Source organism: Pseudomonas putida, from assembly GCF_009883635.2.
GTDB lineage: Bacteria > Pseudomonadota > Gammaproteobacteria > Pseudomonadales > Pseudomonadaceae > Aquipseudomonas > Aquipseudomonas putida_W.
This window is the reverse complement of the sequence record NZ_CP026115.2, coordinates 1,593,340-1,614,829: the sequence shown is the minus strand read 5'-3', so window position 1 is coordinate 1,614,829 and position 21,490 is coordinate 1,593,340. Positions and strand designations below refer to the sequence as shown.

Sequence of the window (21,490 nt, the reverse complement as noted above, 5' to 3'; positions counted from 1 at the left end):
TGACCGTGATGTCTCCAACACGGGCTTCTCACCTCGCGCACGGCTGCCACCCTAATCTGTGAGAAGGATTGAGGCGGTTGCTTCCATTTAAGCCATTGGAGACAACCATGAAAAAGTTGGTACCTGATCCACCTCCTTCTTTTCCTATCCCCTACATTTCAATTATTTCCGACCTGTCCCTCGAAGATGCCAAGCCCCACGCCGCCGTGCTCATGGATGCCCTTTCCAACACCATCCAGCTCTATCTGAAAACCGAAGATAAAGAGCAGCGCAAAGTCGTGCAGGAAAACCTCGCCATCCTCACCGAACTGCTCCGAGCGCTGTTCGCTCATATGGCGAAGCTCGAGGTGGCCCATGACTGATGAGCTGAAGTCCCGAACCACGGCAGGCAAGGAGACCTTTCTCGACCTGTACGCCATCCAGCCCGGTATCCCGCTCGATCATGCCTTTGATGAGCTGTCGGTGTTGCTGGGGTGTATTCGCCACCTGAGCGAAGAGGCCGAGATGGAGAGCAACCTGATCGCGGGCAGTGCGACGCGGATTCTCAGTGCCATGGCCAAGGCGCTGATAAATGACATGGAAATGGGCCTGAACCGCAGCGCCTGATAGTTTTTGGGGCCGCTTTGCGGCCCATCGCCGGCAAGCGCGGCTCCCACAGGTACAGCGCAAGCCTCGGCCCTGTGACACTCCTGTCGGAGCCGCGCTTGCCGGCGATGGGCTGCAAAGCAGCCCCGGGATGCTTGAACCGGTCACATGACGTTAAACTGTCATCTCCCCAGCAATGGACAGGAGATCCGGCGTGACCCCACCCCGCAGTTTCCCGACTGACCTCTGCCTCGACAGCCCGCGCCTGCAGCTGCGGCCGATGCGCCACGCTGACGCTGTGCAGTGGCTGACGATCATGGCCGACCCCGAGGTCATGCGTTACTGGCACCATGCACCCTGGCAAGACCTGGCCGAAGCCGAAAGCGCCCTGGCCGCCGACCGCGAAGCCTATACCAATGGCGACCAGCTCAAGCTGGGCATGTACCGCCGCGACAATGGCGAACTGATCGGCATGGTCCAGCTGTTCAACATCGACGATGTCTCGCGCCGTGGCGAGATCGGCTACTGCCTGGCCAGCGCGGTGCAGGGCAGGGGCTACATGGACGAAGCGCTGACCTGCTTCATCGACTACATCGCCCATACCCTGCACATGCGCCGTCTGGAAGGCGAGATCGACCCACGCAACCAAGGCTCGGCCCGCACCCTCGAACGCCAGGGCTTCGTGCTCGAAGGCACGCTGCGGGCGCGCTGGTGCGTGGCGGGCGAGCTGACCGATTCGGGCATCTACGGCCTGCTGCTGGAGCCGCCAGTCGCATGACCCTGAGCGCCCGCTTACCGGCCTTCTACCTGACCCTGAGCCTTGCCCTTTACCTGCTCAGCCTGGCCTTCGACGGCGCCCAGTTGAGCGCAGGCCGGCATATGCCGGCACTGCAGATGTTCCTGTATGGGCCCTGGGGCATCCCCTTCGGGATGTTCCAGTGGTTCGCCAACCCGCTGCTGGCGGTCGCGATTCTTTGCCATCGACGCTTTCGTCGGCTGGCGTTGCTGCTTGGGCTGGGCGCGTTGTACCTGGCCGCCACCAGCTTCGGTATCGAACGCCTGCCAGACAACATCAGCTATGAATTCACCAACCGTACCGGTTTCGGCGCGGGCTTCTACCTGTGGCTAGCAGCGATCGCAGTGTTCTGCGTGGGCCAGGCCTGGCAGTGCTGGACCGCGCGCAGCAGTGACGATGTGCCGGGCTGGAACTGGCTGGATGTCGCCCTGATCGCGGCGCTGGCCGTGGCCGCTTATGCGGCGACCCAGATGCCAGCGCTGCAATTCGAGCCGGGCAAGGTGCTGATGCCGCCAGAGCCGGTACAAACGCTATGAAGGGATTTGCGATGAACAAGCGATACCTGATGCTACTGGCCTTCGTTGCGCCGGTGGCGCTGGCCGATGACAACTCGCCGGCCTACAGCCAGTGCATGGACAAAGCCTCCAGCACGGTGGCCATGAGCAGTTGCATCCAGGCAGAGACCCAACTTCAGGACCAGCGCCTGAACCGGGTTTACAAGCAGCTGACGAGCAAGCTTGAATCGGGGCCGCAGAAGAGCCTGCGCGATGTGCAGCGGCAGTGGATCGCCTACCGCGATGCCAACTGCAGGTTCCACATACAGGCCAGTGGCGGGACCATGGCGCAGCTCGAAGGCGGCATGTGTGTGCTGGACATGACCCGCGAGCGAGCGGCGGAGCTGGAGCGGGTGCTCAGCCCCGGGCAGTGACCTTGCCTGAGGCTAGCTCCCACAGGAGGGGCGCGCCTCGATCAACGTCGAGCGCGGGCCTTGAGGTATTCGCGCACTTCCACGCCATCCCCGGCAAACTCGATCCGCTCGGCCTTGGCTTCACGCTGGTAGGCGTACATCGGGTCGTAGTATTCCTTGAGCAGCCCTTCGATCCAGCCCCGGTGCAGGTCCACCGCGCCACTGCGCAGTTGCTCGTCCAACGCCTCGTTCAACATGGCTGACAAGCGCTGGAAGCGCTCTCCACCAAGACGCTTGTGGATGTTGCCCATGCTCTGCAGCATGCGCCCGGCAAACTTCAGCCGACCGCCTTCCTCGCCATGCACATCAACGAACTCGGCGCACAGGTTGATCACGTAATCGCGCAAGATACGCTCTACGCGGTTCTCGAAACTGTCCTCCAGCCACACCATCGGGTACTGCTGCATGCCCTGGTACAGCTCCAGCGGCACCGAGCAACTGCCGACGATGCGGCCTTCATCTTCCAGCACGAACTGTTCGATGCCCCGGGCACGCTTCTTCAGCACGTCGACGGCCAGCTTGTTCTCGAAGTCGATCTGCGCCGGCTGGCCGGTGGCGCGTTTGCCGAAGCTGGAGCCGCGGTGGTTAGCGTGGCCTTCGAGGTCGAGCACGTTGTTCAGCTGGTGCAGCACGTCGGTCTTGCCGGTGCCGGTGAGGCCGCCTACCAGCACGAAATCGCATTGCTCCACGGCCTGCTGGGTGGTTTCCAGCAGGAAGGTGCGCATGGCCTTGTAGCCGCCCTTGATGCGGGGGTAGTCGATGCCGGCCTCGTCGCGCAGCCACTGCTGCACGATCAGCGAGCGCAGGCCGCCACGGGCGCAGTACAGGTAGCCATCAGGGTGGGCCTTGGCGAAGCTGGCCCAGGCATGCAGGCGCTCGCGCTTGGTCGCGCCGCTGACCAGCTGGTGGCCGAGGGTGATGGCAGCGGCCTGGCCCTGCTGCTTGTAGCAGGTGCCGACCTTCTGCCGCTCCTGGTCCGTCATCAGCGGCAGGTTGACGGTGCCGGGGAAGGCACCTTTGACGAATTCGATCGGCGCGCGCATGTCCATCATCGGTGCGTCGTCGAGGAACAGTTGGCGCAAGTCGGTGCAGTCGGGGCGCATCAGTTCACCTCGACCGCATGGCTCTGTCGCTCGACCAGCAGGCCGATCGGCGACAGGTTGAGCCCCAGTTCGCCTGCCACTGCCAGGAACTCGGCCTCGCCTTCGGGGGTGACGGCAACCAGCAGGCCGCCGCTGGTCTGCGGGTCGCACAGCAGGTGCTTCTGCTCGTCGGTCAGCGCGCCGAGCTTGTGCCCGTAGCTGTCGTAGTTGCGCAGTGTGCCGCCAGGAATGCAGCCTTCGGCAAGGTAATGGTCGACGCTCGGCAGGCGTGGCACGGCGGCGTAGTTAAGTTCCGCCGTCAGGCCGCTGCCTTCTGCCAGCTCCACCAGGTGGCCGAGCAGGCCGAAGCCGGTGACGTCGGTCATTGCCTTGACCCCATCGAGCTTGCCAAAGCGGCTGCCCGGGGTATTCAGCGTGCACATCCAGTCGCGTGCCAGGCCCTGGTCCTGCTCGCGCAGCTTGGCCTTCTTCTCGGCGGTGGTGAGGATGCCGATGCCCAGTGGCTTGGTCAGGTACAGGCGGCAGCCTGCAGTGGCGGTGTCGTTGCGTTTGAGGTGGTGCTTGCTGACCACGCCGGTGACCGCCAGGCCGAAGATTGGCTCGGGGGCGTCGATGGAGTGGCCGCCAGCCAGCGGGATGCCGGCTTCGGCGCACACGGCGCGGCCGCCGCGGATCACTTCGCGGGCGACTTCCGGTGGCAGCACGTTGACCGGCCAGCCGAGGATGGCGATGGCCATCAGCGGGTCGCCGCCCATGGCGTAGATATCGCTGATGGCATTGGTGGCGGCGATGCGCCCGAAGTCGTACGGGTCGTCGACGATCGGCATGAAGAAATCGGTGGTCGATACCACCCCGCGCTCGTCATCCAGGGCATACACGGCGGCGTCGTCACGTGAGGCATTGCCGACCCACAACTTCGGGTCCAGGGCCTGGGCGCCGCTCTCGGCGAGGATCACATCCAGCACCTTGGGGGAGATCTTGCAGCCACAGCCGGCACCGTGGCTGTACTGGGTGAGGCGAATCGGCTCGCTCATGTGTACCTCGCAAAGGGGTCAATTTGTTGCGCCGATTGTAGCAAAGCTGGCCTTTGTGCCTGCGCCTCTTATACTTCCCACGGTCGGCGCGCATGCCGGCCTTTGACTGCAATTGACCCGGAGAACTCCCATGCTCAAACGCCCCCTGGCGCTCGCCGCCGGCCTCGTGCTGTCCTGCTGTGCCGTAGTTGCCCAGGCAGCCGATACCTTGCGGGTCAGTGCCATCCCCGACGAAGCGCCGACCGAACTGCTGCGCAAGTTCGAGCCACTGGGCCAGTACCTGTCCAAGCAACTGGGCATGGACGTGAAGTTCGTTCCGGTTGCCGACTACCCGGCGGTGGTCGAGTCGCTGGCCAGCAACCGCCTGGACATGGCCTGGCTGGGTGGTTTCACTTTCGTCCAGGTGCACCTGAAGGACCCGACCGCCACGCCGCTGGTGCAGCGTGAGCAGGACGCCCAGTTCACCTCCAAGTTCATCACCGCCAACCCGGCCGTGAAGAGCCTGGCCGACCTCAAGGGCAAGTCGTTCGCCTTCGGTTCGATCTCGTCCACCTCGGGCAGCCTGATGCCGCGCTACTTCATGCTCAAGGAAGACAACATCAAGCCTGAGAGCTACTTCAGCCGTGTGGCCTATTCCGGTGCCCATGACGCGACCGTAGCCTGGGTGCAGGCGGGCAAGGTCGACGGCGGCGTGCTCAATGCCAGCGTCTGGCAAAAGCTGGTCGATGCCGGCAAGGTCGATACCAGCAAGGTCAAGGTGTTCGCCACCACGCCGGCCTACTACGACTATAACTGGACCGTGCGCGGCAACATGGACCCGGCGCTGAAAGAGAAAATCAAGAAGGCCTTCCTCGACCTCGACCCGGCCAACCCGGAGCACAAGGCGATCCTCGACCTGCAGGCGGCCAGCCGCTTCATCGAGACCAAGCCTGAAAACTATGCGGGCACCGAGCAAGCTGCACGTGAGGCCGGCCTGCTCAAGTGACTATTCATGTACACGGCGCCGGCCTGCGCCACGGCCAGGTCCGCGCGCTCGATGCTGTCAGCCTGAGCATCGCCAAGGGTGAGCGGGTGGCGATCATCGGCCCCTCGGGGGCCGGCAAGTCCAGCCTGCTGCACCTGATGGCCACCGCCGTGCAGCCCAGCAGCGGGCACCTGGAACTGTTTGGTGAGCAGCCCTGGGCGCTGTCTGCCGGGGCGCGCCAGCGCCTGCGTGCACGGATTGGCCTGGTGCACCAGGCACCGCCGCTGCCGCCACGCCAGCGTGTGGTGACGGCAGTACTGGCGGGGCGCCTGGGGCAGTGGGGCCTGCTGCGTGGCCTGCTCAACCTGGTGTATCCGACCGATGTGCCGGGGGCGCGTCAGGCCTTGGCCGAGTTGGGCCTGGCCGACAAGCTGTTCGTTCAGTGCGGGCAGTTGTCCGGCGGGCAGTTGCAGCGGGTCGGCATCGCCCGGGCGTTGTATCAGCGGCCGGAAGTGCTGCTGACCGACGAGCCAGTGTCGGCCATGGACCCGGTGCTGGCCGATCACAGCCTGGCATTGCTCAATCGCCATGCCCAGGCCAATGGCGTGACCCTGGTGGCCAGCCTGCATGCAGTGGACCTGGCGCTGGCGCATTTCCCACGGGTGATCGGCATTCGTGAAGGGCAGGTGGCGTTCGACTGCCCGGCCGAGGCGGTGACCACGCAATTGCTGGATGCGCTGTACGCCAACGAGCAACTAGGCTCGCCCGCGCAAGCCCAGGGGCCGACCCTGACCGTGCAGATTCCACGATGCTGAAGGCCGACGCCCGCGACCCGGCTGCGTTGCCGCGTTTGTTGCTGACTTTGCTGGCGTTGACCGTGCTGTGGCCTGGGCTGCAATTGAGCGAACTGAACCCAGGCGTCTTGCTGCAGGCGGAGAACCGGCAGCAGATCGCCAGCTTCACCAGCGCCTTCTGGCCGCCGGCGCATGATGCCGAATTCCTCAAGTTACTCTACGAATCCACCTTGCAGACCTTGGCCGTGGCGACTGCCGGCATGGCCCTGGCGCTGTTGCTGGCGGTGCCGACCAGCCTGCTGGCCAGCCGTGCACTGTCACTGCGCGCCGCCTCCCGGGGTGGCCGGGCCGGGCCGTGGTCGCGCTTGTTGCGCCTGCCTGTGCGCGGCTTGCTGATTTTCCTGCGCAGCGTGCCGGAGATCGTCTGGGCGCTGTTGTTCGTGCGGGCCGTAGGCCTGGGGCCGACGGCCGGGGTGCTGGCCATCGCCATCACCTACAGCGGCATGCTCGGCAAGGTCTATGCGGAAATCTTCGAATCGGTCGACCAGCGCCCGGCGCATGCCTTGTTGCAGGCTGGCAGCGGCCGATTGACGGCGTTCTTCTACGGCATCCTGCCCAGTGCGTCGGCGGAAGTGGTGTCGTACACCGTCTATCGCTGGGAATGCGCCGTGCGCGCGTCGGTGGTGATGGGCTTTGTCGGGGCTGGCGGGCTGGGGCAGCAAATCGACCTGTCGATGCGCATGTTCGCCGGGGGCGAGGTGGCGAGCATGCTGCTGGCGTTCCTCGGCCTGGTGCTGCTGGCTGACCTGCTCAGCCGCTTCCTGCGCGGGAGGCTGGCATGAACCGGGTGATCAACCTGCTGGTGATCGTTGCCATCGGGGTAGCGGTGGTGGCGTCGTTCGGTTATCTGCAACTGGACCTGCATGCCTTGGTGGGTGATGGCGGGTTGGGGCAGATGGGCGAGTATGCAGCTCGCTTCCTGCACCCGGACTGGTCCGGCGAGCACTTGCAGGCTGTAGGGCGGGGTGCCATGGAGACCCTGGCCATGTCCGGGCTGGGCACCTTGCTGGCGATGGTCCTCGGCATGCTGCTGGCCTTGCCGGCGGCGGGGCGCTTCGGTTGGCCGCTGCAATCGCTGGCGCGGTTGCTGCTCAATGCCTTGAGGGCCATTCCGGAGTTGGTGTGGGCCGCCTTGACGGTGCTGGCGGCGGGTCTTGGGCCCAATGCCGGTACCTTGGCCCTGGCGCTGCACACATCCGGCGTGTTGGGGCGCTTGTTCGCCGAAGCGCTGGAGAATGCGCCGGTAGAACCTGCCGCTGCGATTCGCTTGCAGGGTGGTGGCCAAGTGGCGGCGTTCTGTTTCGGGACCTTGCCGAACCTGTGGCCGCAGCTGCTCGCTTACAGCCTGTACCGCTGGGAGAACAACATTCGCATGGCCAGTGTGTTGGGGTTTGTCGGAGCAGGGGGGCTGGGGCAGATGCTCTACACCACCCTGAGCCTGTTCCAGGAGGCCCAGGCGAGTACGGTGATCATGGCGATGTTGCTGCTGGTGTTGCTGGTGGATGCCTTCAGTGATGTGTTGCGCCAGCGGTATGTGCGGGCCTGACCGATAGCCGGGGCTGCAAAGCAGCCCCATTCACGAGACCAACTCCCCACACTGAGCTTCCCGCTGCATCGATTCCAGATTCCGCTCGATGGTCTCGCAGATGGTATCCATCTGGATCTGATGCTCACTGAAGCGAAACGGACTCTGCAGATCAGTCCCGATCCGCTCGATCGCCAGCAGCATGAACCCAACCACTGTCGACGCCAGTGGCGTGAACCAGCCCAGCGATTCCACCAGGCCCACCGGTACGATCAGGCAGAACAGGGTGATGAACAGCCGTGGAAAGTACACGTAGGGGTAGGGCAGCGGTGTATTGGCGATCCGCTCCATGCCGCCCTGGGCATTGGACAGGTCCACCAACGTCGACTCCAGCCGCGCCAGGCGAATGCTGTCCAGCCGCCCGGCCTGGTATTCCCGTGCCAGCAACGCCGCCGAGCCGCTGAGAATATCGTTGGCGAAGTTGTTCGAACGGTTGCGCCGCTCGAACTCCCCCGGCGGGATGAATGCCATCAGTTCGTCCGGGCAGGCCTCACCCTTCAGGTGCGCCGCCAGGCAGTTCACATAGGCGATGTGCCGGCGCAGCAGGGTCGCCTTGACCGGGTTCAGTCCATCCTCGCTGTCATCGATCAGTGTCAGCGTCTGCCGGGCGAAGCTGCGCGAACCGTTCACCAACGCTCCCCATAAAGTTCGCGCTTCCCACCAGCGGTTGTAGGCGCTGCTGTTGCGAAAGCTCACCAGCACCACCAGCGCCGAACCCAGCAAGGTCAGTGGAATCAACGGCAGGGTGAACTTGCTGTTGAAGAACAGCATGAAGTCGATGGTGACCAGTACGTCCCAGAGCAGCAGCCAGAACAGCGACCAGCCGATGTAGCCGAACGTCTTGACGATCAGGCGGTACTTGCGGGCGATGACGTCTTTCACACGAGCTGCCTCGAAAAGCCGGGGATGCAGGATGGGACGTCGAAGGGCGGGTATGGTTCGGTGCTGTTCGTCCTGAGGTGTTACTGAAGGTGTTGTTTAAAAGCGGGAAGCGGACTACACGGCTTTCAGAAGCCGCTGGCTAGGGTATCGATAAAAGAACTGGCACTGTCGATGCTTCTTCATTTCGCGCATTTATGCAGAGGTTCTGATGAAGCGAAATCCGATTCCTTTCGACATGGCAACACTCCTGGATTGCGAAGAAGCAATCGAGGAGTATCTGATGCAGGTGATGAGCGATGGCAACTCTGCCGAGCTCGCCCGGGCGCGACTTGACGTCGACAGGGCCCGGACGCGCAGTGCCCTGATCAACGAAGCTGCTGTTTCATCTGCACCAAGGCCACCCGCCTGCCATCCTGAGCCTGCCGCTCCTCGATGCCAAACGGCACGAAGCCAAGCTGTGGATAAAGCAGCAAGCCTGCGGTGTTGTGGTTGAAGCACGACACCCAGACCTCCCGCGCCGCGAACTGCTCGCGGGCCAGCTCGATCATGCACTGCACTAGGTAACGTGCCACGCCCTGACCGCGAACGGCGGGGGCCACCACTACGTTGCCGAGGGCGCATACACCACCGTGCTCGGCCTTGTAGAAGTTGGCGAAACCGAGCACCAGGCCGTCGCCTTCGACCACGGTCGAACCGTTGCGTTGGGCGATGGCGTCGCTCAGTTGCGCGGGGGTGAGCGGGTAGATGGCTTTGGGGAACATGTAGTACAGCTCGTCCGGGCCCTGAGGGAAGCAGCAGATGGCCGGGATGTCACTGGCGTGAACGGGGCGGTGGGCAAGGTGCATGGCAGGTCCTTTTGCGTGAATGTGCCGGGCACATCAACAGTATCGACTGCAACCGTATCATGTTGGCCCGCAGCGGTGGATCAAGGCTTGCCGGCTACTGCCACATAGCCCTTGATCGCAGCAGGCGCGCCGTGTGGCTTGCCCTTGTGCGCCAGGTACTGGAAGCGCCGCCATTCCTTGTCGATCTCGCTGTACGACATGAACACACTGACCCGTGCCTTGTCGGCCAGGTCCGGGCGGTTGCGGGCATCGATCCCGTCCTTGGCGATGAAGGCGACATTCATTCCGACCACCTTGCCGTCATCGGCGAACACAGGGCCGCCTGACATGCCCTTGGTGATTGGGCCATCATGCACCGCGTAGAAAACACTTCCCGGCGTGCCTTCGAGGCGCACCAACGAGTCGAGCGTGTGACCCTTGCCCTGCACTGGCATCATCAAGCTGTTGAAGCCGACCGCAGTCACCGACTCGCCCGGCACGAACTGGCGCCACTGCGGCACCTTGCCGGCCTTGTGCTTGAAAAACACCACATCACCCAGCCCTTCATGCACCACGTTGCGCAGGAACGGAGTGTGCTTGGCAGTGACGGCGTAGTCTTCGTTCCACTGGATGGCACTGGCCATCAGCAGCATCGGGAGGGGGGCACCGGAAGTGACGACAAAAGCCTGGTCGTAAACGGGGTCTGAAACGTATGCGGTTGGCATTCCATTGCACCCACTCAGCAGCATCATTGCTGCCAGACAGGGCGCGGTTTTGTTCATGGGGCACGCAGTGATCAAGGATGAAGGGGATGTCACTATGGCCAAGTGACATTACGGTATCAATACTTTTGGCATATCACCGACGAGTGACAGCTTATGGCCATCACTGGGGTGGCGGCCAATTGATTTGCTGGATGCCTGGAGGGGCTGAAGCCGTTGGGGTGGCGTCAAAAGGGCGGGGCTTTTGGCTTGTCAGGACGAATGAGTTGAGTTGAGCTCGATTTAGCTCATGACTTGGATCGATGCAGGTCGTCCATTCTGAAGTTGTTTGAACGCCCCACAGCCAGCCACACGGGTGTGTAATCTGCTGTGGAGTGATCACGGTACCAGGTGAGATCTCAAAGGCCGGGTTGGTCGTTGTGCAGCGTGATCACGCTGTAGGCAAATTCGTTGTCCTTTTTGGACTTCCCTTTGGTTGAGTCGGCCACCTGAACTCTGTCGTCGTCATGCACGACCAGTATCTGGCTGTCGCTAAGTACTTCGACGCCCTCCGGCTTGTTATCGAACCAAAGTGGCCGTCCATCAGGGTCGAGGAACGGCTCAGGCATGCCTGCCTTGTCTTGGGAAAGTAAGGACATCGGTAAACTCCACAGGTAGCCCCCGATCTTGTCGCCATCCTCATGGCTGGTGGTCGCCAGCAGACGCTTGTTGTAAGGGTCATACTCCAGCCCCGAGAGACCAAGCGGGCGGTCGTCCCCTGGCACTTTCGGGGTGAATTGATATGCCACTTGGAAGTCGCCGTCCAGCACGATTTGACCCTTGGTCATTTTGATCGGCGTTTGCAGGATGATGAACGCTGGCTTGGCGGCATGGTAATCAGCGCCCAGTCGGCGGATGCCCAAGAGCAGCCTGTTGCCCGGAACCACTGCGATGCCTTCTACCTGAAAGAAGGATTCGCCAAGCACTGCGCCGATCTGCTGATGAAGCGCGTTCGGATCACCCAGAACATTGATGGACTCGGGGTTATCCACAGGCCAGTAGAGCACTGTGCTGGATGCCGGGTTGATTGCCCTGGTAAAGGCATTAGTAGCGATTGCATAGGAGGCGTCACCGAAGGTGACCTTTGTCAGGCCCTCCAGCTTATCTGCGGTTTCTATCGGCTCGCCTTGTAGATAGGTCAGTGATTTGAAGTTGAATGGGGGCTTCGGCGAGCCTTGAAAATTAATTGAGAACAGGGAAGAAGTGCCTTCGCCCGGAATGGGCTTGTCATTGGCAAGGTACAGTTGCTGGCCAATTTTCACGACGGCGGATATCTCGCAGTTCACGTCTTTGTGGCTGCGGTGGGCAGCATCGAGACAGCGGCCGGTAAAGTGCTGTACGGAACTGGACTGAATCGACGGTGCCGCATGGGTCGATGCAGCGACCAGCAGGGTCGAGGCGAGCAAGGCGAAACACAGGTTCTTCTTCATGGCGAGACTCCATGCATAAGCGGTAATGGAGGAGTCAGGTTATGGAACAGAGCGCAGCAAGGGGATTGGGAGCTTTTGCCAGGCGCAAGCCAAATTTCAGGCACAAAAAAACCGACCATAAGGTCGGTTTTTTCTGGATCTTGGTGCCCCGAGGGAGACTCGAACTCCCACTCCTTTCGAAAACGGATTTTGAATCCGCCGCGTCTACCAATTCCGCCATCAGGGCTTAGGCGCCGCAGTATAGAGAGGTCGTCCAAGCCGGTCAATCGGCTTTCATGGTCAATTTTCACACATTGGGCTAAACTTCCCGGCCCTGTCGAACCCGAACATCATCATGCGCGTCGCCGATTTTTCTTTCGAACTCCCCGATTCCCTGATCGCCCGCCACCCTCTGGCCGAGCGCCATGGCAGCCGTCTGCTGGTCCTCGATGGGCCGAGCGGGGCGTTGGCGCACCAGCAATTCCCCGATCTGCTCGACTATCTGCGGCCGGGCGACCTGATGGTATTCAACAACACCCGGGTGATTCCGGCGCGGCTGTTTGGCCAGAAAGCCTCCGGCGGCAAGCTGGAAGTGCTGGTCGAGCGCGTGCTCGACAGCCACCGCGTGCTGGCCCATGTGCGTGCCAGCAAGGCGCCGAAGGAAGGTGCAGTGATCCTCATCGATGGCGGTGGCGAGGCCGAGATGGTCGCCCGTCACGACACGCTGTTCGAGTTGCGCTTCACCGAAGAGGTGCTGCCGCTGCTCGATCGCGTCGGCCACATGCCGTTGCCGCCATACATCGACCGCCCCGATGAAGGCGCTGACCGTGAGCGCTACCAGACCGTGTATGCCGAACGCGCGGGTGCGGTTGCTGCGCCGACTGCGGGCCTGCACTTCGACGGAGCGCTGCTGGAAAAGATCGCCGCCAAGGGCGTCGAGCGCGCCTTCGTCACCCTGCACGTGGGCGCCGGCACCTTCCAGCCGGTGCGGGTCGACAAGATCGAAGACCACCACATGCACAAAGAGTGGCTCGAAGTGAGCCAGGATGTGGTCGACGCCATCGAGGCCTGCCGCGCCCGTGGCGGTCGGGTGATCGCGGTCGGTACCACCAGCGTGCGCTCGCTGGAGAGCGCGGCGCGTGATGGCGTGCTCAAGGCCTTCAGCGGTGACACCGACATCTTCATCTATCCGGGCCGGCCCTTCCATGTGGTCGATTGCCTGGTCACCAACTTCCACCTGCCGGAGTCCACGCTGCTGATGCTGGTCTCGGCCTTCGCCGGTTACCCCGAGACCATGGCTGCCTACGCGGCGGCGGTCGACAACGGATACCGCTTCTTCAGTTACGGTGATGCCATGTTCATCACCCGCAATCCGGCGCCACGCGGCCCAGAGGATCAAGCATGAGTCGCACCTGTCGAATGTCGTTCGAACTGCTGGCCACCGACGGCAAGGCCCGTCGCGGCCGGCTGACCTTCCCCCGTGGCACGGTCGAGACCCCGGCGTTCATGCCGGTGGGCACCTATGGCACGGTCAAGGGCATGCTGCCGCGTGACATCGAGGCCATCGGCGCCGAGATCATCCTCGGCAACACCTTCCACCTGTGGCTGCGCCCGGGTACCGAGGTGATCAAGAAGCACAACGGCCTGCATGACTTCATGCAGTGGAAAGGCCCTATCCTCACCGATTCTGGTGGATTTCAGGTGTTCAGCCTGGGCGCCATGCGCAAGATCAAGGAGGAGGGTGTCACCTTCGCCTCGCCTGTCGATGGCTCCAAGGTGTTCATGGGCCCGGAAGAGTCCATGCAGGTGCAGCGCGACCTGGGCTCGGACATCGTGATGATCTTCGACGAGTGCACGCCGTACCCGGCCGAGCACGACGTGGCGCGCACCTCCATGGAGCTGTCGCTGCGTTGGGCCCAGCGCTCGAAGAATGCCCACGGCGACAGCACCGCAGCGTTGTTCGGCATTGTCCAGGGTGGCATGTACCAGGACTTGCGCATGCGCTCGCTGGAGGCGCTGGTCAATATCGACTTCGACGGCCTGGCCATCGGCGGCCTGTCGGTCGGCGAACCGAAGCACGAAATGATCAAGGTCCTGGATTACCTGCCGGACCAGATGCCGGCTGACAAACCTCGTTACCTTATGGGGGTAGGCAAACCGGAAGATCTGGTTGAGGGTGTGCGCCGCGGCGTCGACATGTTCGACTGCGTGATGCCCACGCGCAACGCGCGCAACGGCCACCTGTTCGTCGATACAGGGGTGATCAAGATCCGCAACGCGTTCCATCGCCACGATGATTCGCCGCTGGATCCGACCTGTGACTGCTATACCTGCACCAACTTCTCCCGTGCTTATCTGCATCATCTGGACAAGTGCGGCGAAATGCTGAGCAGCATGCTGAATACCATCCACAACTTGCGCCATTACCAGCGCTTGATGGCCGGTTTACGCGAGGCTATTCAACAGGGTAAATTGGCCGCCTTTGTCGACGCCTTCTACGCCAAACGCGGGCTGCCTGTGCCGCCTTTGGACTGACTGTTCGCATCCATTATTAGAAAATTACATTAGGAGTGCCCAATGAGCTTCTTGATCCCCGCCGCTTACGCGGACGCTGCAGCACCCGCCGCCGGCCCAGCCGGTACCGGTTTCGAGTGGATTTTCCTGGTCGGTTTCCTGGTCATCTTCTACCTGATGATCTGGCGCCCGCAGTCCAAGCGCGCCAAAGAGCAGAAGAACCTACTGAGCAACTTGCAGAAAGGTGACGAAGTTGTCACCAACGGCGGCATCGCCGGCAAGATCGTCAAGGTTTCCGATGACTTCGTGGTCCTGGAAGTTTCCGACACCGTCGAGCTGAAGTTCCAGAAGGGTGCCATCGCGGCCACCCTGCCAAAAGGTACGCTCAAGGCTATCTGAGTTACCGGTTTCATTTTTCCAGTCGGGGCGCGCAAAGCGCCCCGCGTCTTGAACGGGCGGCGTGATGCTGAACAAATACCCTCTGTGGAAATACGCACTGATCCTGGTGGTACTGGCGATCGGTTTCATTTATTCCGCTCCCAACCTCTACCCGGATGATCCGGCGGTGCAGATCAGCGGTGCCAGTTCGGCGCTGCAAGTCAACCAGGCCGACCTCGACCGCGTCAGCAAGGCGCTGGGCGATGCCGGTATCACCGTCAAGGGCGCAAGCCTGGGTGAGAAGGGCAGTGGGCTGATTCGCCTGACCAACCAGGAAGATCAACTGCCAGCCAAGGATGTAGTGCGCAAGGCACTGGGCGATGATTACGTCGTGGCCCTGAACCTGGCCCAGACTACCCCGCAATGGCTGCGCAACCTGGGTGCAAGCCCGATGAAGCTGGGCCTGGACCTGTCCGGTGGTGTGCACTTCCTGCTGGAAGTGGACATGGACAAGGCCATGAGCGCCCGCATGAAAGTCTACGAAGGCGAGGTCAAGACCTTGCTGCGCAAAGAGCGCATCCGCTACCGCAGCCTGCCGCAGCAGGATGGCGGTGTAATGCTGGGCTTCACTGACGATGCTACCCGCGAACAGGCACGTGCCCTGATCCGCAAGAATTTCAATGATTTCGACCTGACCACCACCGAGCGCAACGAGCTCGCCGTGCTGCGTCTGGCGCTGACCCAGGCGAAAGTCGCCGAGATCCGCGAATACTCGATCAAGCAGAACCTCACCACCGTCCGCAACCGTGTGAACGAGCTGGGCGTGGCCGAGCCGCTGGTACAGCGCCAGGGCGCCAACCGCATCGTGGTCGAGCTGCCGGGCGTGCAGGACACTGCCGAAGCCAAGCGTATCCTCGGCAAGACCGCCAACCTGGAGTTCCGCTTCGGTGCCGAGCCGGGTGCTTCCAAGGCCACTACCGAGGTCTTCGAGTTCCGCGAGGGCAACCGTTCGGCTGCTGTCGAGCGTGGCCTGATCATCACCGGTGACCAGGTCACCGATGCCCAGGCCAGCTTCGACGAGCACGGCCGCCCGCAGGTTAACATCCGCCTGGATGGCCACGGTGGCGAGCTGATGAGCCGTGCGACCCGCAGCAACGTTGGGCGCAGTATGGCGGTGATCTTCATCGAGCAGAAGCCGGTCACCCGCTACGTCAAGCAGACTGTCGATGGCGTCGAGAAGGACGTTGCCGTACAGAGCTTCCAGGAAGAGAAGAAGATCATCAGCCTGGCGACCATCCAGTCGCCGCTGGGCAGCCAGTTCCGCATTACCGGCCTCAACGGCCAGGGTGAATCCTCGGAGCTGGCCCTGCTGCTGCGTGCCGGTGGTCTGGCCGCGCCGATGTACTTCGCCGAAGAACGTACCATTGGCCCAAGCCTGGGTGCCGACAACATCACCAAGGGTATCGATGCGTCGCTGTGGGGCATGCTGTTCGTCTCGCTGTTCATCATCGCCATCTACCGCGGCTTCGGCGTGATCGCCACCGTCGCCCTGGCGGGCAACATGGTGCTGCTGCTGGCGCTGATGTCGCTGCTGGGTGCGACCCTGACCCTGCCTGGTATCGCCGGTATCGTGTTGACCATGGGTATGGCGGTGGACGCCAACGTGCTGATCTTCTCGCGTATCCGCGAAGAACTGAATGCCGGCATGTCGGTGCAGCGCGCCATCCACGAAGGTTTCAACCGCGCCTATACCGCGATCATCGACGCCAACCTGACCAGCCTGCTGGTCGGCGGCATCCTGTTCGCCATGGGTACCGGCCCGGTCAAGGGCTTTGCGGTCACCATGTCCCTCGGGATTTTCACCTCGATGTTCACCGCCGTCATGGTGACCCGCGCAATGGTCAACCTGACTTGCGGCGGGCGTGACATCAAGAAGCTGTGGGTTTGAGGGAGCTGCGATGAAAACCATCAACTTCATGGGCGTGCGCAATGTCGCGTTCGCCATTACCGTGCTCCTCACCGTGCTGGCGCTGTTCAGCTGGTGGCAGAAGGGCCTGAATTTCGGCCTGGACTTCACCGGCGGTACGCTGATCGAGCTGACCTACGAGCGCCCGGCCGACCTCAAGGCGGTGCGTGCCGAGCTGGTCGATTCCGGCTTCCACGAGGCCGTGGTGCAGAGCTTTGGCGCCACTACCGACCTGCTGGTGCGCATGCCGGGCGATGACCCGCAGCTGGGTGCCAAGGTGGGCGCGGCCCTGCAGAAGGCTGGCGGCGACAACCCAGCCACCCTCAAGCGCGTCGAGTTTGTCGGTCCGCAGGTGGGTGAAGAGCTGCGCGACCAGGGCGGCCTCGGCATGCTCCTGGCGCTGGGCGGCATCCTCATCTACCTGGCTTTCCGCTTCCAGTGGAAGTTCGCCGTGGGCGCGATCGTCTCGCTGATCCACGACGTGGTGGTGACCCTGGGTATCCTGTCGTTCTTCCAGATCACCTTCGACCTGACGGTGCTGGCAGCGGTACTGGCGATCATCGGCTACTCGCTGAACGACACCATCGTCGTGTTCGATCGGGTGCGTGAGAACTTCCGCGTGATGCGCAAGGCCTCGCTGATCGAGAACATCAACGTCTCGACCACTCAGACCCTGCTGCGCACCATCGCCACCTCGGTGTCGACCTTGCTGGCGATCGCCGCGCTGCTGTTCTTCGGTGGCGATAACCTGTTCGGCTTCTCTCTGGCACTGTTCATCGGTGTCATGGCCGGTACCTACTCGTCGATCTACATCGCCAACGTGGTACTGATCTGGCTGAACCTGAACAGCGAAGACCTGATCCCGCCGGTGAAAAACGAAGGTGTGGATAACCGTCCTTAAGGATTAGTCCTACGCCGTTCGGCGATGAAAAGGCGTGAGTGTTGAACTCACGCCTTTTTTTTTGCTCCAAGGCTGGGAGAAAGCAGGTTAGCCCCTGCAGGTACAACAGGAGGTTCATGTGAACAAATCAATGCTCGTAGGCGCTGTGCTGGGTGCTGTCGGTGTTACTGCCGGAGGTGCTGTTGCCACCTACAGCTTGGTGAACAAGGGGCCTGAGTATGCCCAGGTCACCGACGTGCAACCGATCAAGCAACAGGTCAAGACCCCGCGCGAGGTCTGCAAGGACGTCGCCGTTACGCGTCAGGCGCCGGTCAAGGACCAGCACCAGATCGCCGGTACCGTGGTCGGTGCCATTGCCGGCGGCCTGCTGGGTAATCAGATCGGCGGCGGCACTGGCAAGAAGATTGCCACCGTGGCCGGTGCGGTCGGTGGTGGTTATGCCGGTAACAAGGTGCAGGAAGGCATGCAGCAGCGTGACACCTACACCACTACGCAAACGCGCTGCAACACGGTCAACGACATCAGCGAGAAGGTGGTGGGTTACAACGTGACCTATTCCATTGGTGATCAGGTGGGCAAGGTGAAGATGGACCGCGAGCCGGGTTCGACCATTCCGCTGGACAAGAATGGCAAGCTGATCCTCAGCGAAGCCGGGCAGTAAGCACCGGGTACAAAAAAAGCACCTCGAGAGGTGCTTTTTTTGTACCTGAAATCCGCGCTTAGCGCTTCATGTGCTCAGGCAGGTGTGGCTGGATAGCGGTCAGTACGGCCTTGAAGCACTTGATGTTGCCTGCAACGATGTGGCCCTTGTCGAGGAAGTCGTGGCCACCGTTGAAGTCGCTCACCAGGCCACCGGCTTCCTGGATCAGCAGCACGCCCGCCGCCATGTCCCATTCGGACAGACCCGACTCCCAGAAGGCGTCGAAACGGCCGGCAGCCACATAGGCCAGGTCCAGGCTGGCGGAGCCGGCGCGGCGGATGCCGGCGGTCTGGCCAGTCAGGGCGCGGAACATGCCCAGGTAGTTGTCCATGTCAGCCATCTGGTTGTCACGGAACGGGAAGCCGGTACCCAGCAGGGCGCCGTCCAGGCTGGTACGCGAGCTGACGCGCAGGCGGCGGCCATTGAGTTGGGCGCCACGGCCACGGCTGGCGGTGAATTCTTCCTGGCGAACCGGGTCGACGATCACGGCGTGCTCGAGGCGGCCACGGTATTTGCAGGCGATGCTGACAGCGAAGTGCGGGATGCCACGCAGGAAGTTGGTGGTGCCGTCCAGCGGATCGATGATCCACAGGTAGTCCTTGCCTTCTTCGCCGGTGCCGGCGTGCAGGCCGGTTTCTTCACCTTGAATGGAGTGGTTCGGGTAGGCCTTGCGCAGGGCGTTGACGATGCTCTGCTCAGCGGCGCGATCCACTTCGGAGACGTAGTCCTTGGCCTCTTTCTCGTCGACCTTGATGCTATCCAGGCGTTCGATGGAGCGGAAAATCAGTTCACTGGCGCTGCGAGCGGCGCGCAGGGCGATATTCAGCATAGGCTGCATGGGCGGGTCACCTGGAGATGTTAAAGAAGAAAGCCGAACATTCTAGCAGAAAAGTTTGGCGGCAGAAGTGTCACATTTGCTTTCATGGCGTTACGCTGGTCGGTTCTGTAAGATCGATTTCCCCCAAACCTGCATCTGTGAGCACAACACCTTGCTGCAAAATATTCGTGTTGTTCTGGTCAATACCAGCCACCCCGGCAACATCGGCGGCGCTGCGCGTGCCATGAAAAACATGGGCTTGTCGCGTCTGGTGCTGGTGCAGCCAAAAGAGTTCCCGTCCGGCGACGCCACCGCGCGCGCCTCGGGCGCCGACGACATCCTGGCCAATGCCCAGGTGGTCGACAGCCTTGAAGACGCGCTGGTCGGCTGCAGCCTGGTCATGGGCACCAGTGCCCGTGAGCGCAGCATCCCCTGGCCGTTGATCGACCCGCGCGAGTGCGGGGCCAAGGCCGTGGAGCACGCCACCGGCGGTGAAGAGATCGCTCTGGTGTTCGGGCGCGAACACGCCGGCCTGACCAACGAAGAACTGCAGCGATGTCACTTCCACGTGCACATTCCCTCGAACCCCGACTTCAGTTCGCTGAACCTTGCCGCCGCGGTCCAGGTGCTCTCCTATGAGGTGCGCATGGCCTGGCTGGCAGCCGAAGGCGCGCCCTCGAAAGTCGAGAAGTTCGATGCCAACTCGCTGCGCAGCAACGAGCTGGCGACCATGGACGAAATGGAGCTGTTCTATGAACACCTGGAGAAGACCCTGGTGGACATCGGCTTCCTCGACCCTGAGAAGCCCAAGCACCTGATGGCGCGCCTGCGCCGGCTGTATGGGCGCAGCTCGGTCAATCGTTCGGAAATGAGCATTTTGCGCGGCATCCTCACCGAGACCCAGAAGGTCGCACGGGGCGAGCCGCATAAACGGAAGGACTGACAGATGTTCGAGCGTCTGCGTGAAGATATCCAGAGCGTTTTCCATCGCGACCCGGCGGCGCGCAATGCCTTTGAGGTGCTGACCTGCTACCCCGGCATGCACGCTATCTGGCTGCATCGCCTGGGCAACGCCCTGTGGAAGCGCGATTTCAAGTGGCTGGCCCGCCTGGTGTCGAACTTCGGTCGCTGGCTGACCGGTATCGAGATCCATCCCGGTGCGACCATTGGTCGGCGCTTCTTCATCGACCATGGCATGGGTATCGTCATCGGCGAAACCGCCGAGATCGGCGACGATGTCACCCTCTACCAGGGCGTGACCCTGGGCGGTACCAGCTGGAACAAGGGCAAGCGCCACCCGACCCTGGAAAACGGTGTGGTGGTAGGGGCGGGCGCCAAGGTGCTGGGCCCGTTCACCGTCGGTGCCGGGGCCAAGATCGGTTCCAATGCAGTGGTGACCAAGGCGGTGCCAGCCGGCGCCACTGCCGTCGGCATCCCGGGGCGGATCATCGTCAAGAACAGCGAAGACACCGAGCTCGAGGCCAAGCGCAAGGCCATGGCCGAGAAGATCGGTTTCGATGCCTACGGTGTCAGCGGCGACATGCCGGACCCGGTAGCCCGTGCCATCGGCCAGATGCTCGACCACCTGCAGGCCGTCGACGAGCGCCTGGAGGGCATGTGTGGCGCGCTGACCAAGATGGGCAGTGACTACTGTGCCAAGGAACTGCCGAAACTGCCGGAAGATGATTTTGCGATCGAAACCCAGGCGGCTCAGCGCGACACTCAGTCGCATTGATTGCGCCGCAGTGAAGTCACTCTGACATATGGGGCGTGTGCTCACGTCCCATTGCTGCTACACTCGCGCCCGCCTCCCAGATGCAAATCCGACTAAAGCAGTAGGTCTAATAGTTGACTTAAATGCTCGGGAATCGCATACTCGCACACATTCCGTAACTCCCGTGGTACCCATTAGCCATGCGACTGACTACCAAAGGCCGATACGCCGTCACTGCCATGCTCGACCTGGCATTGCACGCGCAGCATGGGCCGGTGTCTTTGGCCGACATTTCCGAGCGCCAGGGCATTTCCCTTTCTTATCTGGAACAGCTGTTCGCCAAGCTGCGCCGCAGCAGCCTGGTCTCCAGTGTGCGCGGTCCGGGCGGTGGCTACCAGCTGTCGCGCGGCATGGAAACCATCCAGGTGGCCCAGGTCATCGACGCGGTCAACGAGTCGGTCGATGCCACCCGTTGCCAGGGCCTCGGGGATTGCCATGCCGGTGACACCTGCCTGACCCACCACCTGTGGTGCGACCTCAGCCAGCAGATCCACGAATTCCTCAGCGGCATCAGCCTGGCCGACCTCGTCATGCGCCGTGAGGTGCAGGAAGTCGCCCAGCGCCAGGACCTGCGGCGTGTCGCAGGCCGTACCGCCTTGCTGGACAAGATTGAGACGTCCGCCGTCGACTGACCTTTTAATAGTGACGAGCGACGCCACCGCCTGATAGGAGATAC

The 21,490-nt window shown here is 62.4% G+C and carries 25 protein-coding genes, 1 tRNA gene and 1 pseudogene; 19 read left to right on the top strand and 8 right to left on the bottom strand.

Annotated elements, in window-relative coordinates; translation table 11 throughout:
- Positions 1-107 precede the first annotated feature (107 nt).
- The 5 genes from C2H86_RS07480 to C2H86_RS07460 all read left to right on the top strand — a co-directional run bounded on the left by C2H86_RS07480 (position 108) and on the right by C2H86_RS07460 (position 2,309).
- A complete protein-coding gene (locus tag C2H86_RS07480; RefSeq protein WP_159412051.1) occupies positions 108-362 on the top strand; it encodes a hypothetical protein in 255 nt (84 codons plus the stop codon).
- On the top strand, positions 355-606 hold the full coding sequence (locus C2H86_RS07475) for a DUF3077 domain-containing protein (protein ID WP_159412050.1): 252 nt from the start codon (positions 355-357) through the stop codon (positions 604-606). Before C2H86_RS07480 ends, C2H86_RS07475 begins: the two co-directional genes overlap by 8 nt.
- A 193-nt stretch (positions 607-799) precedes the next feature.
- Entirely contained in the window at positions 800-1,363 is a 564-nt protein-coding gene (locus tag C2H86_RS07470) for a GNAT family N-acetyltransferase (protein WP_159412049.1), read from the top strand.
- Positions 1,360-1,917: a hypothetical protein gene (locus tag C2H86_RS07465; RefSeq protein ID WP_159412048.1), complete on the top strand. Its 558-nt coding sequence runs from the start codon at positions 1,360-1,362 to the stop codon at positions 1,915-1,917. The genes C2H86_RS07470 and C2H86_RS07465 overlap by 4 nt, the downstream gene beginning before the upstream one ends.
- Positions 1,918-1,928: 11 nt before the next feature.
- The gene (locus tag C2H86_RS07460) at positions 1,929-2,309 is read left to right on the top strand and encodes a lysozyme inhibitor LprI family protein (protein WP_159412047.1); all 381 of its coding nucleotides are present in this window, start codon (positions 1,929-1,931) and stop codon (positions 2,307-2,309) included.
- A gap of 41 nt (positions 2,310-2,350) precedes the next feature.
- Here C2H86_RS07460 and mnmH read toward each other — a convergent pair whose 3' ends face one another.
- Both mnmH and selD read right to left on the bottom strand, forming a co-directional pair.
- Positions 2,351-3,451, bottom strand: coding sequence for a tRNA 2-selenouridine(34) synthase MnmH (gene mnmH, locus C2H86_RS07455; RefSeq protein WP_159412046.1), 1,101 nt, complete (start codon positions 3,449-3,451; stop codon positions 2,351-2,353).
- Positions 3,451-4,485 (bottom strand): selenide, water dikinase SelD, encoded by a 1,035-nt coding sequence (gene selD, locus C2H86_RS07450; protein ID WP_159412045.1) that lies wholly within the window; start codon positions 4,483-4,485, stop codon positions 3,451-3,453. Before selD ends, mnmH begins: the two co-directional genes overlap by 1 nt.
- 130 nt (positions 4,486-4,615) lie before the next feature.
- On the opposite strand from selD, the gene C2H86_RS07445 reads away from it, so the two are divergent.
- The 4 genes from C2H86_RS07445 to phnE are packed head-to-tail and all read left to right on the top strand — an operon-like array spanning position 4,616 to position 7,849.
- Positions 4,616-5,470: a putative selenate ABC transporter substrate-binding protein gene (locus C2H86_RS07445; protein WP_159412044.1), complete on the top strand. Its 855-nt coding sequence runs from the start codon at positions 4,616-4,618 to the stop codon at positions 5,468-5,470.
- Positions 5,467-6,264: a phosphonate ABC transporter ATP-binding protein gene (locus C2H86_RS07440; protein ID WP_159412043.1), complete on the top strand. Its 798-nt coding sequence runs from the start codon at positions 5,467-5,469 to the stop codon at positions 6,262-6,264. The genes C2H86_RS07445 and C2H86_RS07440 overlap by 4 nt, the downstream gene beginning before the upstream one ends.
- A complete protein-coding gene (locus C2H86_RS07435; RefSeq protein ID WP_159412042.1) occupies positions 6,258-7,085 on the top strand; it encodes a PhnE/PtxC family ABC transporter permease in 828 nt (275 codons plus the stop codon). Before C2H86_RS07440 ends, C2H86_RS07435 begins: the two co-directional genes overlap by 7 nt.
- Positions 7,082-7,849 carry a phosphonate ABC transporter, permease protein PhnE gene (phnE, locus tag C2H86_RS07430; RefSeq protein ID WP_159412041.1) on the top strand — a complete coding sequence of 256 codons (768 nt, stop codon included), beginning with the start codon at positions 7,082-7,084 and terminating at the stop codon, positions 7,847-7,849. Before C2H86_RS07435 ends, phnE begins: the two co-directional genes overlap by 4 nt.
- Before the next feature lie 30 nt (positions 7,850-7,879).
- On the opposite strand, the gene C2H86_RS07425 is transcribed toward phnE, so the two are convergent.
- On the bottom strand, positions 7,880-8,770 hold the full coding sequence (locus C2H86_RS07425) for a bestrophin family protein (protein ID WP_159412040.1): 891 nt from the start codon (positions 8,768-8,770) through the stop codon (positions 7,880-7,882).
- Between the two features lie 208 nt (positions 8,771-8,978).
- On the opposite strand from C2H86_RS07425, the pseudogene C2H86_RS28590 reads away from it, so the two are divergent.
- A pseudogene (locus tag C2H86_RS28590) lies at positions 8,979-9,095 on the top strand (addiction module antidote protein); the annotation flags it as partial.
- A 40-nt stretch (positions 9,096-9,135) separates the two neighbouring features.
- Here C2H86_RS28590 and C2H86_RS07420 read toward each other — a convergent pair.
- The 4 genes from C2H86_RS07420 to C2H86_RS07405 form a co-directional block, all read right to left on the bottom strand.
- Complete coding sequence (locus tag C2H86_RS07420) at positions 9,136-9,615, bottom strand: GNAT family N-acetyltransferase (protein WP_159412039.1); 480 nt, start codon at positions 9,613-9,615, stop codon at positions 9,136-9,138.
- 80 nt (positions 9,616-9,695) lie between these two features.
- Positions 9,696-10,343 carry a trypsin-like peptidase domain-containing protein gene (locus C2H86_RS07415; RefSeq protein ID WP_159413070.1) on the bottom strand — a complete coding sequence of 216 codons (648 nt, stop codon included), beginning with the start codon at positions 10,341-10,343 and terminating at the stop codon, positions 9,696-9,698.
- A gap of 371 nt (positions 10,344-10,714) precedes the next feature.
- A complete protein-coding gene (locus C2H86_RS07410; RefSeq protein ID WP_159412038.1) occupies positions 10,715-11,785 on the bottom strand; it encodes a hypothetical protein in 1,071 nt (356 codons plus the stop codon).
- A 141-nt stretch (positions 11,786-11,926) separates the two neighbouring features.
- Positions 11,927-12,011, bottom strand: a tRNA-Leu gene (locus tag C2H86_RS07405).
- A gap of 108 nt (positions 12,012-12,119) precedes the next feature.
- On the opposite strand from C2H86_RS07405, the gene queA reads away from it, so the two are divergent.
- From queA to C2H86_RS07375, 6 genes are all read left to right on the top strand, one after another.
- Positions 12,120-13,169, top strand: a complete 1,050-nt coding sequence (gene queA, locus C2H86_RS07400; RefSeq protein ID WP_159412037.1) for a tRNA preQ1(34) S-adenosylmethionine ribosyltransferase-isomerase QueA — start codon at positions 12,120-12,122, stop codon at positions 13,167-13,169.
- 14 nt (positions 13,170-13,183) lie between these two features.
- Positions 13,184-14,299: a tRNA guanosine(34) transglycosylase Tgt gene (gene tgt / locus C2H86_RS07395; RefSeq protein ID WP_163986015.1), complete on the top strand. Its 1,116-nt coding sequence runs from the start codon at positions 13,184-13,186 to the stop codon at positions 14,297-14,299.
- Positions 14,300-14,341: 42 nt separating this feature from the next.
- Positions 14,342-14,677, top strand: coding sequence for a preprotein translocase subunit YajC (gene yajC / locus C2H86_RS07390; RefSeq protein ID WP_027920288.1), 336 nt, complete (start codon positions 14,342-14,344; stop codon positions 14,675-14,677).
- 64 nt (positions 14,678-14,741) lie between these two features.
- The gene (secD, locus tag C2H86_RS07385) at positions 14,742-16,604 is read left to right on the top strand and encodes a protein translocase subunit SecD (RefSeq protein WP_159412036.1); all 1,863 of its coding nucleotides are present in this window, start codon (positions 14,742-14,744) and stop codon (positions 16,602-16,604) included.
- 10 nt (positions 16,605-16,614) lie between these two features.
- The gene (gene secF, locus C2H86_RS07380; protein ID WP_159412035.1) at positions 16,615-17,523 is read left to right on the top strand and encodes a protein translocase subunit SecF; all 909 of its coding nucleotides are present in this window, start codon (positions 16,615-16,617) and stop codon (positions 17,521-17,523) included.
- 118 nt (positions 17,524-17,641) lie between these two features.
- Positions 17,642-18,184, top strand: a complete 543-nt coding sequence (locus C2H86_RS07375) for a glycine zipper 2TM domain-containing protein (protein WP_054887558.1) — start codon at positions 17,642-17,644, stop codon at positions 18,182-18,184.
- Positions 18,185-18,242: 58 nt separating this feature from the next.
- Here the strand turns inward: C2H86_RS07375 and suhB are convergent, their stop codons facing one another.
- Positions 18,243-19,061 (bottom strand): type III secretion system regulator SuhB, encoded by an 819-nt coding sequence (suhB, locus tag C2H86_RS07370; RefSeq protein ID WP_016393981.1) that lies wholly within the window; start codon positions 19,059-19,061, stop codon positions 18,243-18,245.
- A 151-nt stretch (positions 19,062-19,212) separates the two neighbouring features.
- Here suhB and trmJ point away from each other — a divergent pair, with 151 nt between their 5' ends.
- The 3 genes from trmJ to iscR all read left to right on the top strand — a co-directional run bounded on the left by trmJ (position 19,213) and on the right by iscR (position 21,446).
- Complete coding sequence (gene trmJ, locus C2H86_RS07365; protein ID WP_159412034.1) at positions 19,213-19,983, top strand: tRNA (cytosine(32)/uridine(32)-2'-O)-methyltransferase TrmJ; 771 nt, start codon at positions 19,213-19,215, stop codon at positions 19,981-19,983.
- 3 nt (positions 19,984-19,986) lie between these two features.
- Entirely contained in the window at positions 19,987-20,775 is a 789-nt protein-coding gene (gene cysE / locus C2H86_RS07360) for a serine O-acetyltransferase (protein WP_159412033.1), read from the top strand.
- A gap of 179 nt (positions 20,776-20,954) precedes the next feature.
- Complete coding sequence (gene iscR / locus C2H86_RS07355) at positions 20,955-21,446, top strand: Fe-S cluster assembly transcriptional regulator IscR (protein WP_054887562.1); 492 nt, start codon at positions 20,955-20,957, stop codon at positions 21,444-21,446.
- The last annotated feature ends 44 nt before the right edge of the window (positions 21,447-21,490 follow it).

Bases quoted from the DNA above. Each gene is read 5' to 3' on its own strand.
- C2H86_RS07480 (WP_159412051.1), top strand. From the start codon at position 108: ATGAAAAAGTTGGTACCTGATCCACCTCCTTCTTTTCCTATCCCCTAC.
- C2H86_RS07475 (WP_159412050.1), top strand. From the start codon at position 355: ATGACTGATGAGCTGAAGTCCCGAACCACGGCAGGCAAGGAGACCTTT.
- C2H86_RS07465 (WP_159412048.1), top strand. From the start codon at position 1,360: ATGACCCTGAGCGCCCGCTTACCGGCCTTCTACCTGACCCTGAGCCTT.
- C2H86_RS07460 (WP_159412047.1), top strand. From the start codon at position 1,929: ATGAACAAGCGATACCTGATGCTACTGGCCTTCGTTGCGCCGGTGGCG.
- mnmH (WP_159412046.1), bottom strand. From the start codon at position 3,451: ATGCGCCCCGACTGCACCGACTTGCGCCAACTGTTCCTCGACGACGCA.
- selD (WP_159412045.1), bottom strand. From the start codon at position 4,485: ATGAGCGAGCCGATTCGCCTCACCCAGTACAGCCACGGTGCCGGCTGT.
- C2H86_RS07445 (WP_159412044.1), top strand. From the start codon at position 4,616: ATGCTCAAACGCCCCCTGGCGCTCGCCGCCGGCCTCGTGCTGTCCTGC.
- C2H86_RS07435 (WP_159412042.1), top strand. From the start codon at position 6,258: ATGCTGAAGGCCGACGCCCGCGACCCGGCTGCGTTGCCGCGTTTGTTG.
- phnE (WP_159412041.1), top strand. From the start codon at position 7,082: ATGAACCGGGTGATCAACCTGCTGGTGATCGTTGCCATCGGGGTAGCG.
- C2H86_RS07420 (WP_159412039.1), bottom strand. From the start codon at position 9,615: ATGCACCTTGCCCACCGCCCCGTTCACGCCAGTGACATCCCGGCCATC.
- C2H86_RS07415 (WP_159413070.1), bottom strand. From the start codon at position 10,343: ATGCTGCTGAGTGGGTGCAATGGAATGCCAACCGCATACGTTTCAGAC.
- C2H86_RS07410 (WP_159412038.1), bottom strand. From the start codon at position 11,785: ATGAAGAAGAACCTGTGTTTCGCCTTGCTCGCCTCGACCCTGCTGGTC.
- queA (WP_159412037.1), top strand. From the start codon at position 12,120: ATGCGCGTCGCCGATTTTTCTTTCGAACTCCCCGATTCCCTGATCGCC.
- tgt (WP_163986015.1), top strand. From the start codon at position 13,184: ATGTCGTTCGAACTGCTGGCCACCGACGGCAAGGCCCGTCGCGGCCGG.
- yajC (WP_027920288.1), top strand. From the start codon at position 14,342: ATGAGCTTCTTGATCCCCGCCGCTTACGCGGACGCTGCAGCACCCGCC.
- secD (WP_159412036.1), top strand. From the start codon at position 14,742: ATGCTGAACAAATACCCTCTGTGGAAATACGCACTGATCCTGGTGGTA.
- secF (WP_159412035.1), top strand. From the start codon at position 16,615: ATGAAAACCATCAACTTCATGGGCGTGCGCAATGTCGCGTTCGCCATT.
- suhB (WP_016393981.1), bottom strand. From the start codon at position 19,061: ATGCAGCCTATGCTGAATATCGCCCTGCGCGCCGCTCGCAGCGCCAGT.
- cysE (WP_159412033.1), top strand. From the start codon at position 19,987: ATGTTCGAGCGTCTGCGTGAAGATATCCAGAGCGTTTTCCATCGCGAC.
- iscR (WP_054887562.1), top strand. From the start codon at position 20,955: ATGCGACTGACTACCAAAGGCCGATACGCCGTCACTGCCATGCTCGAC.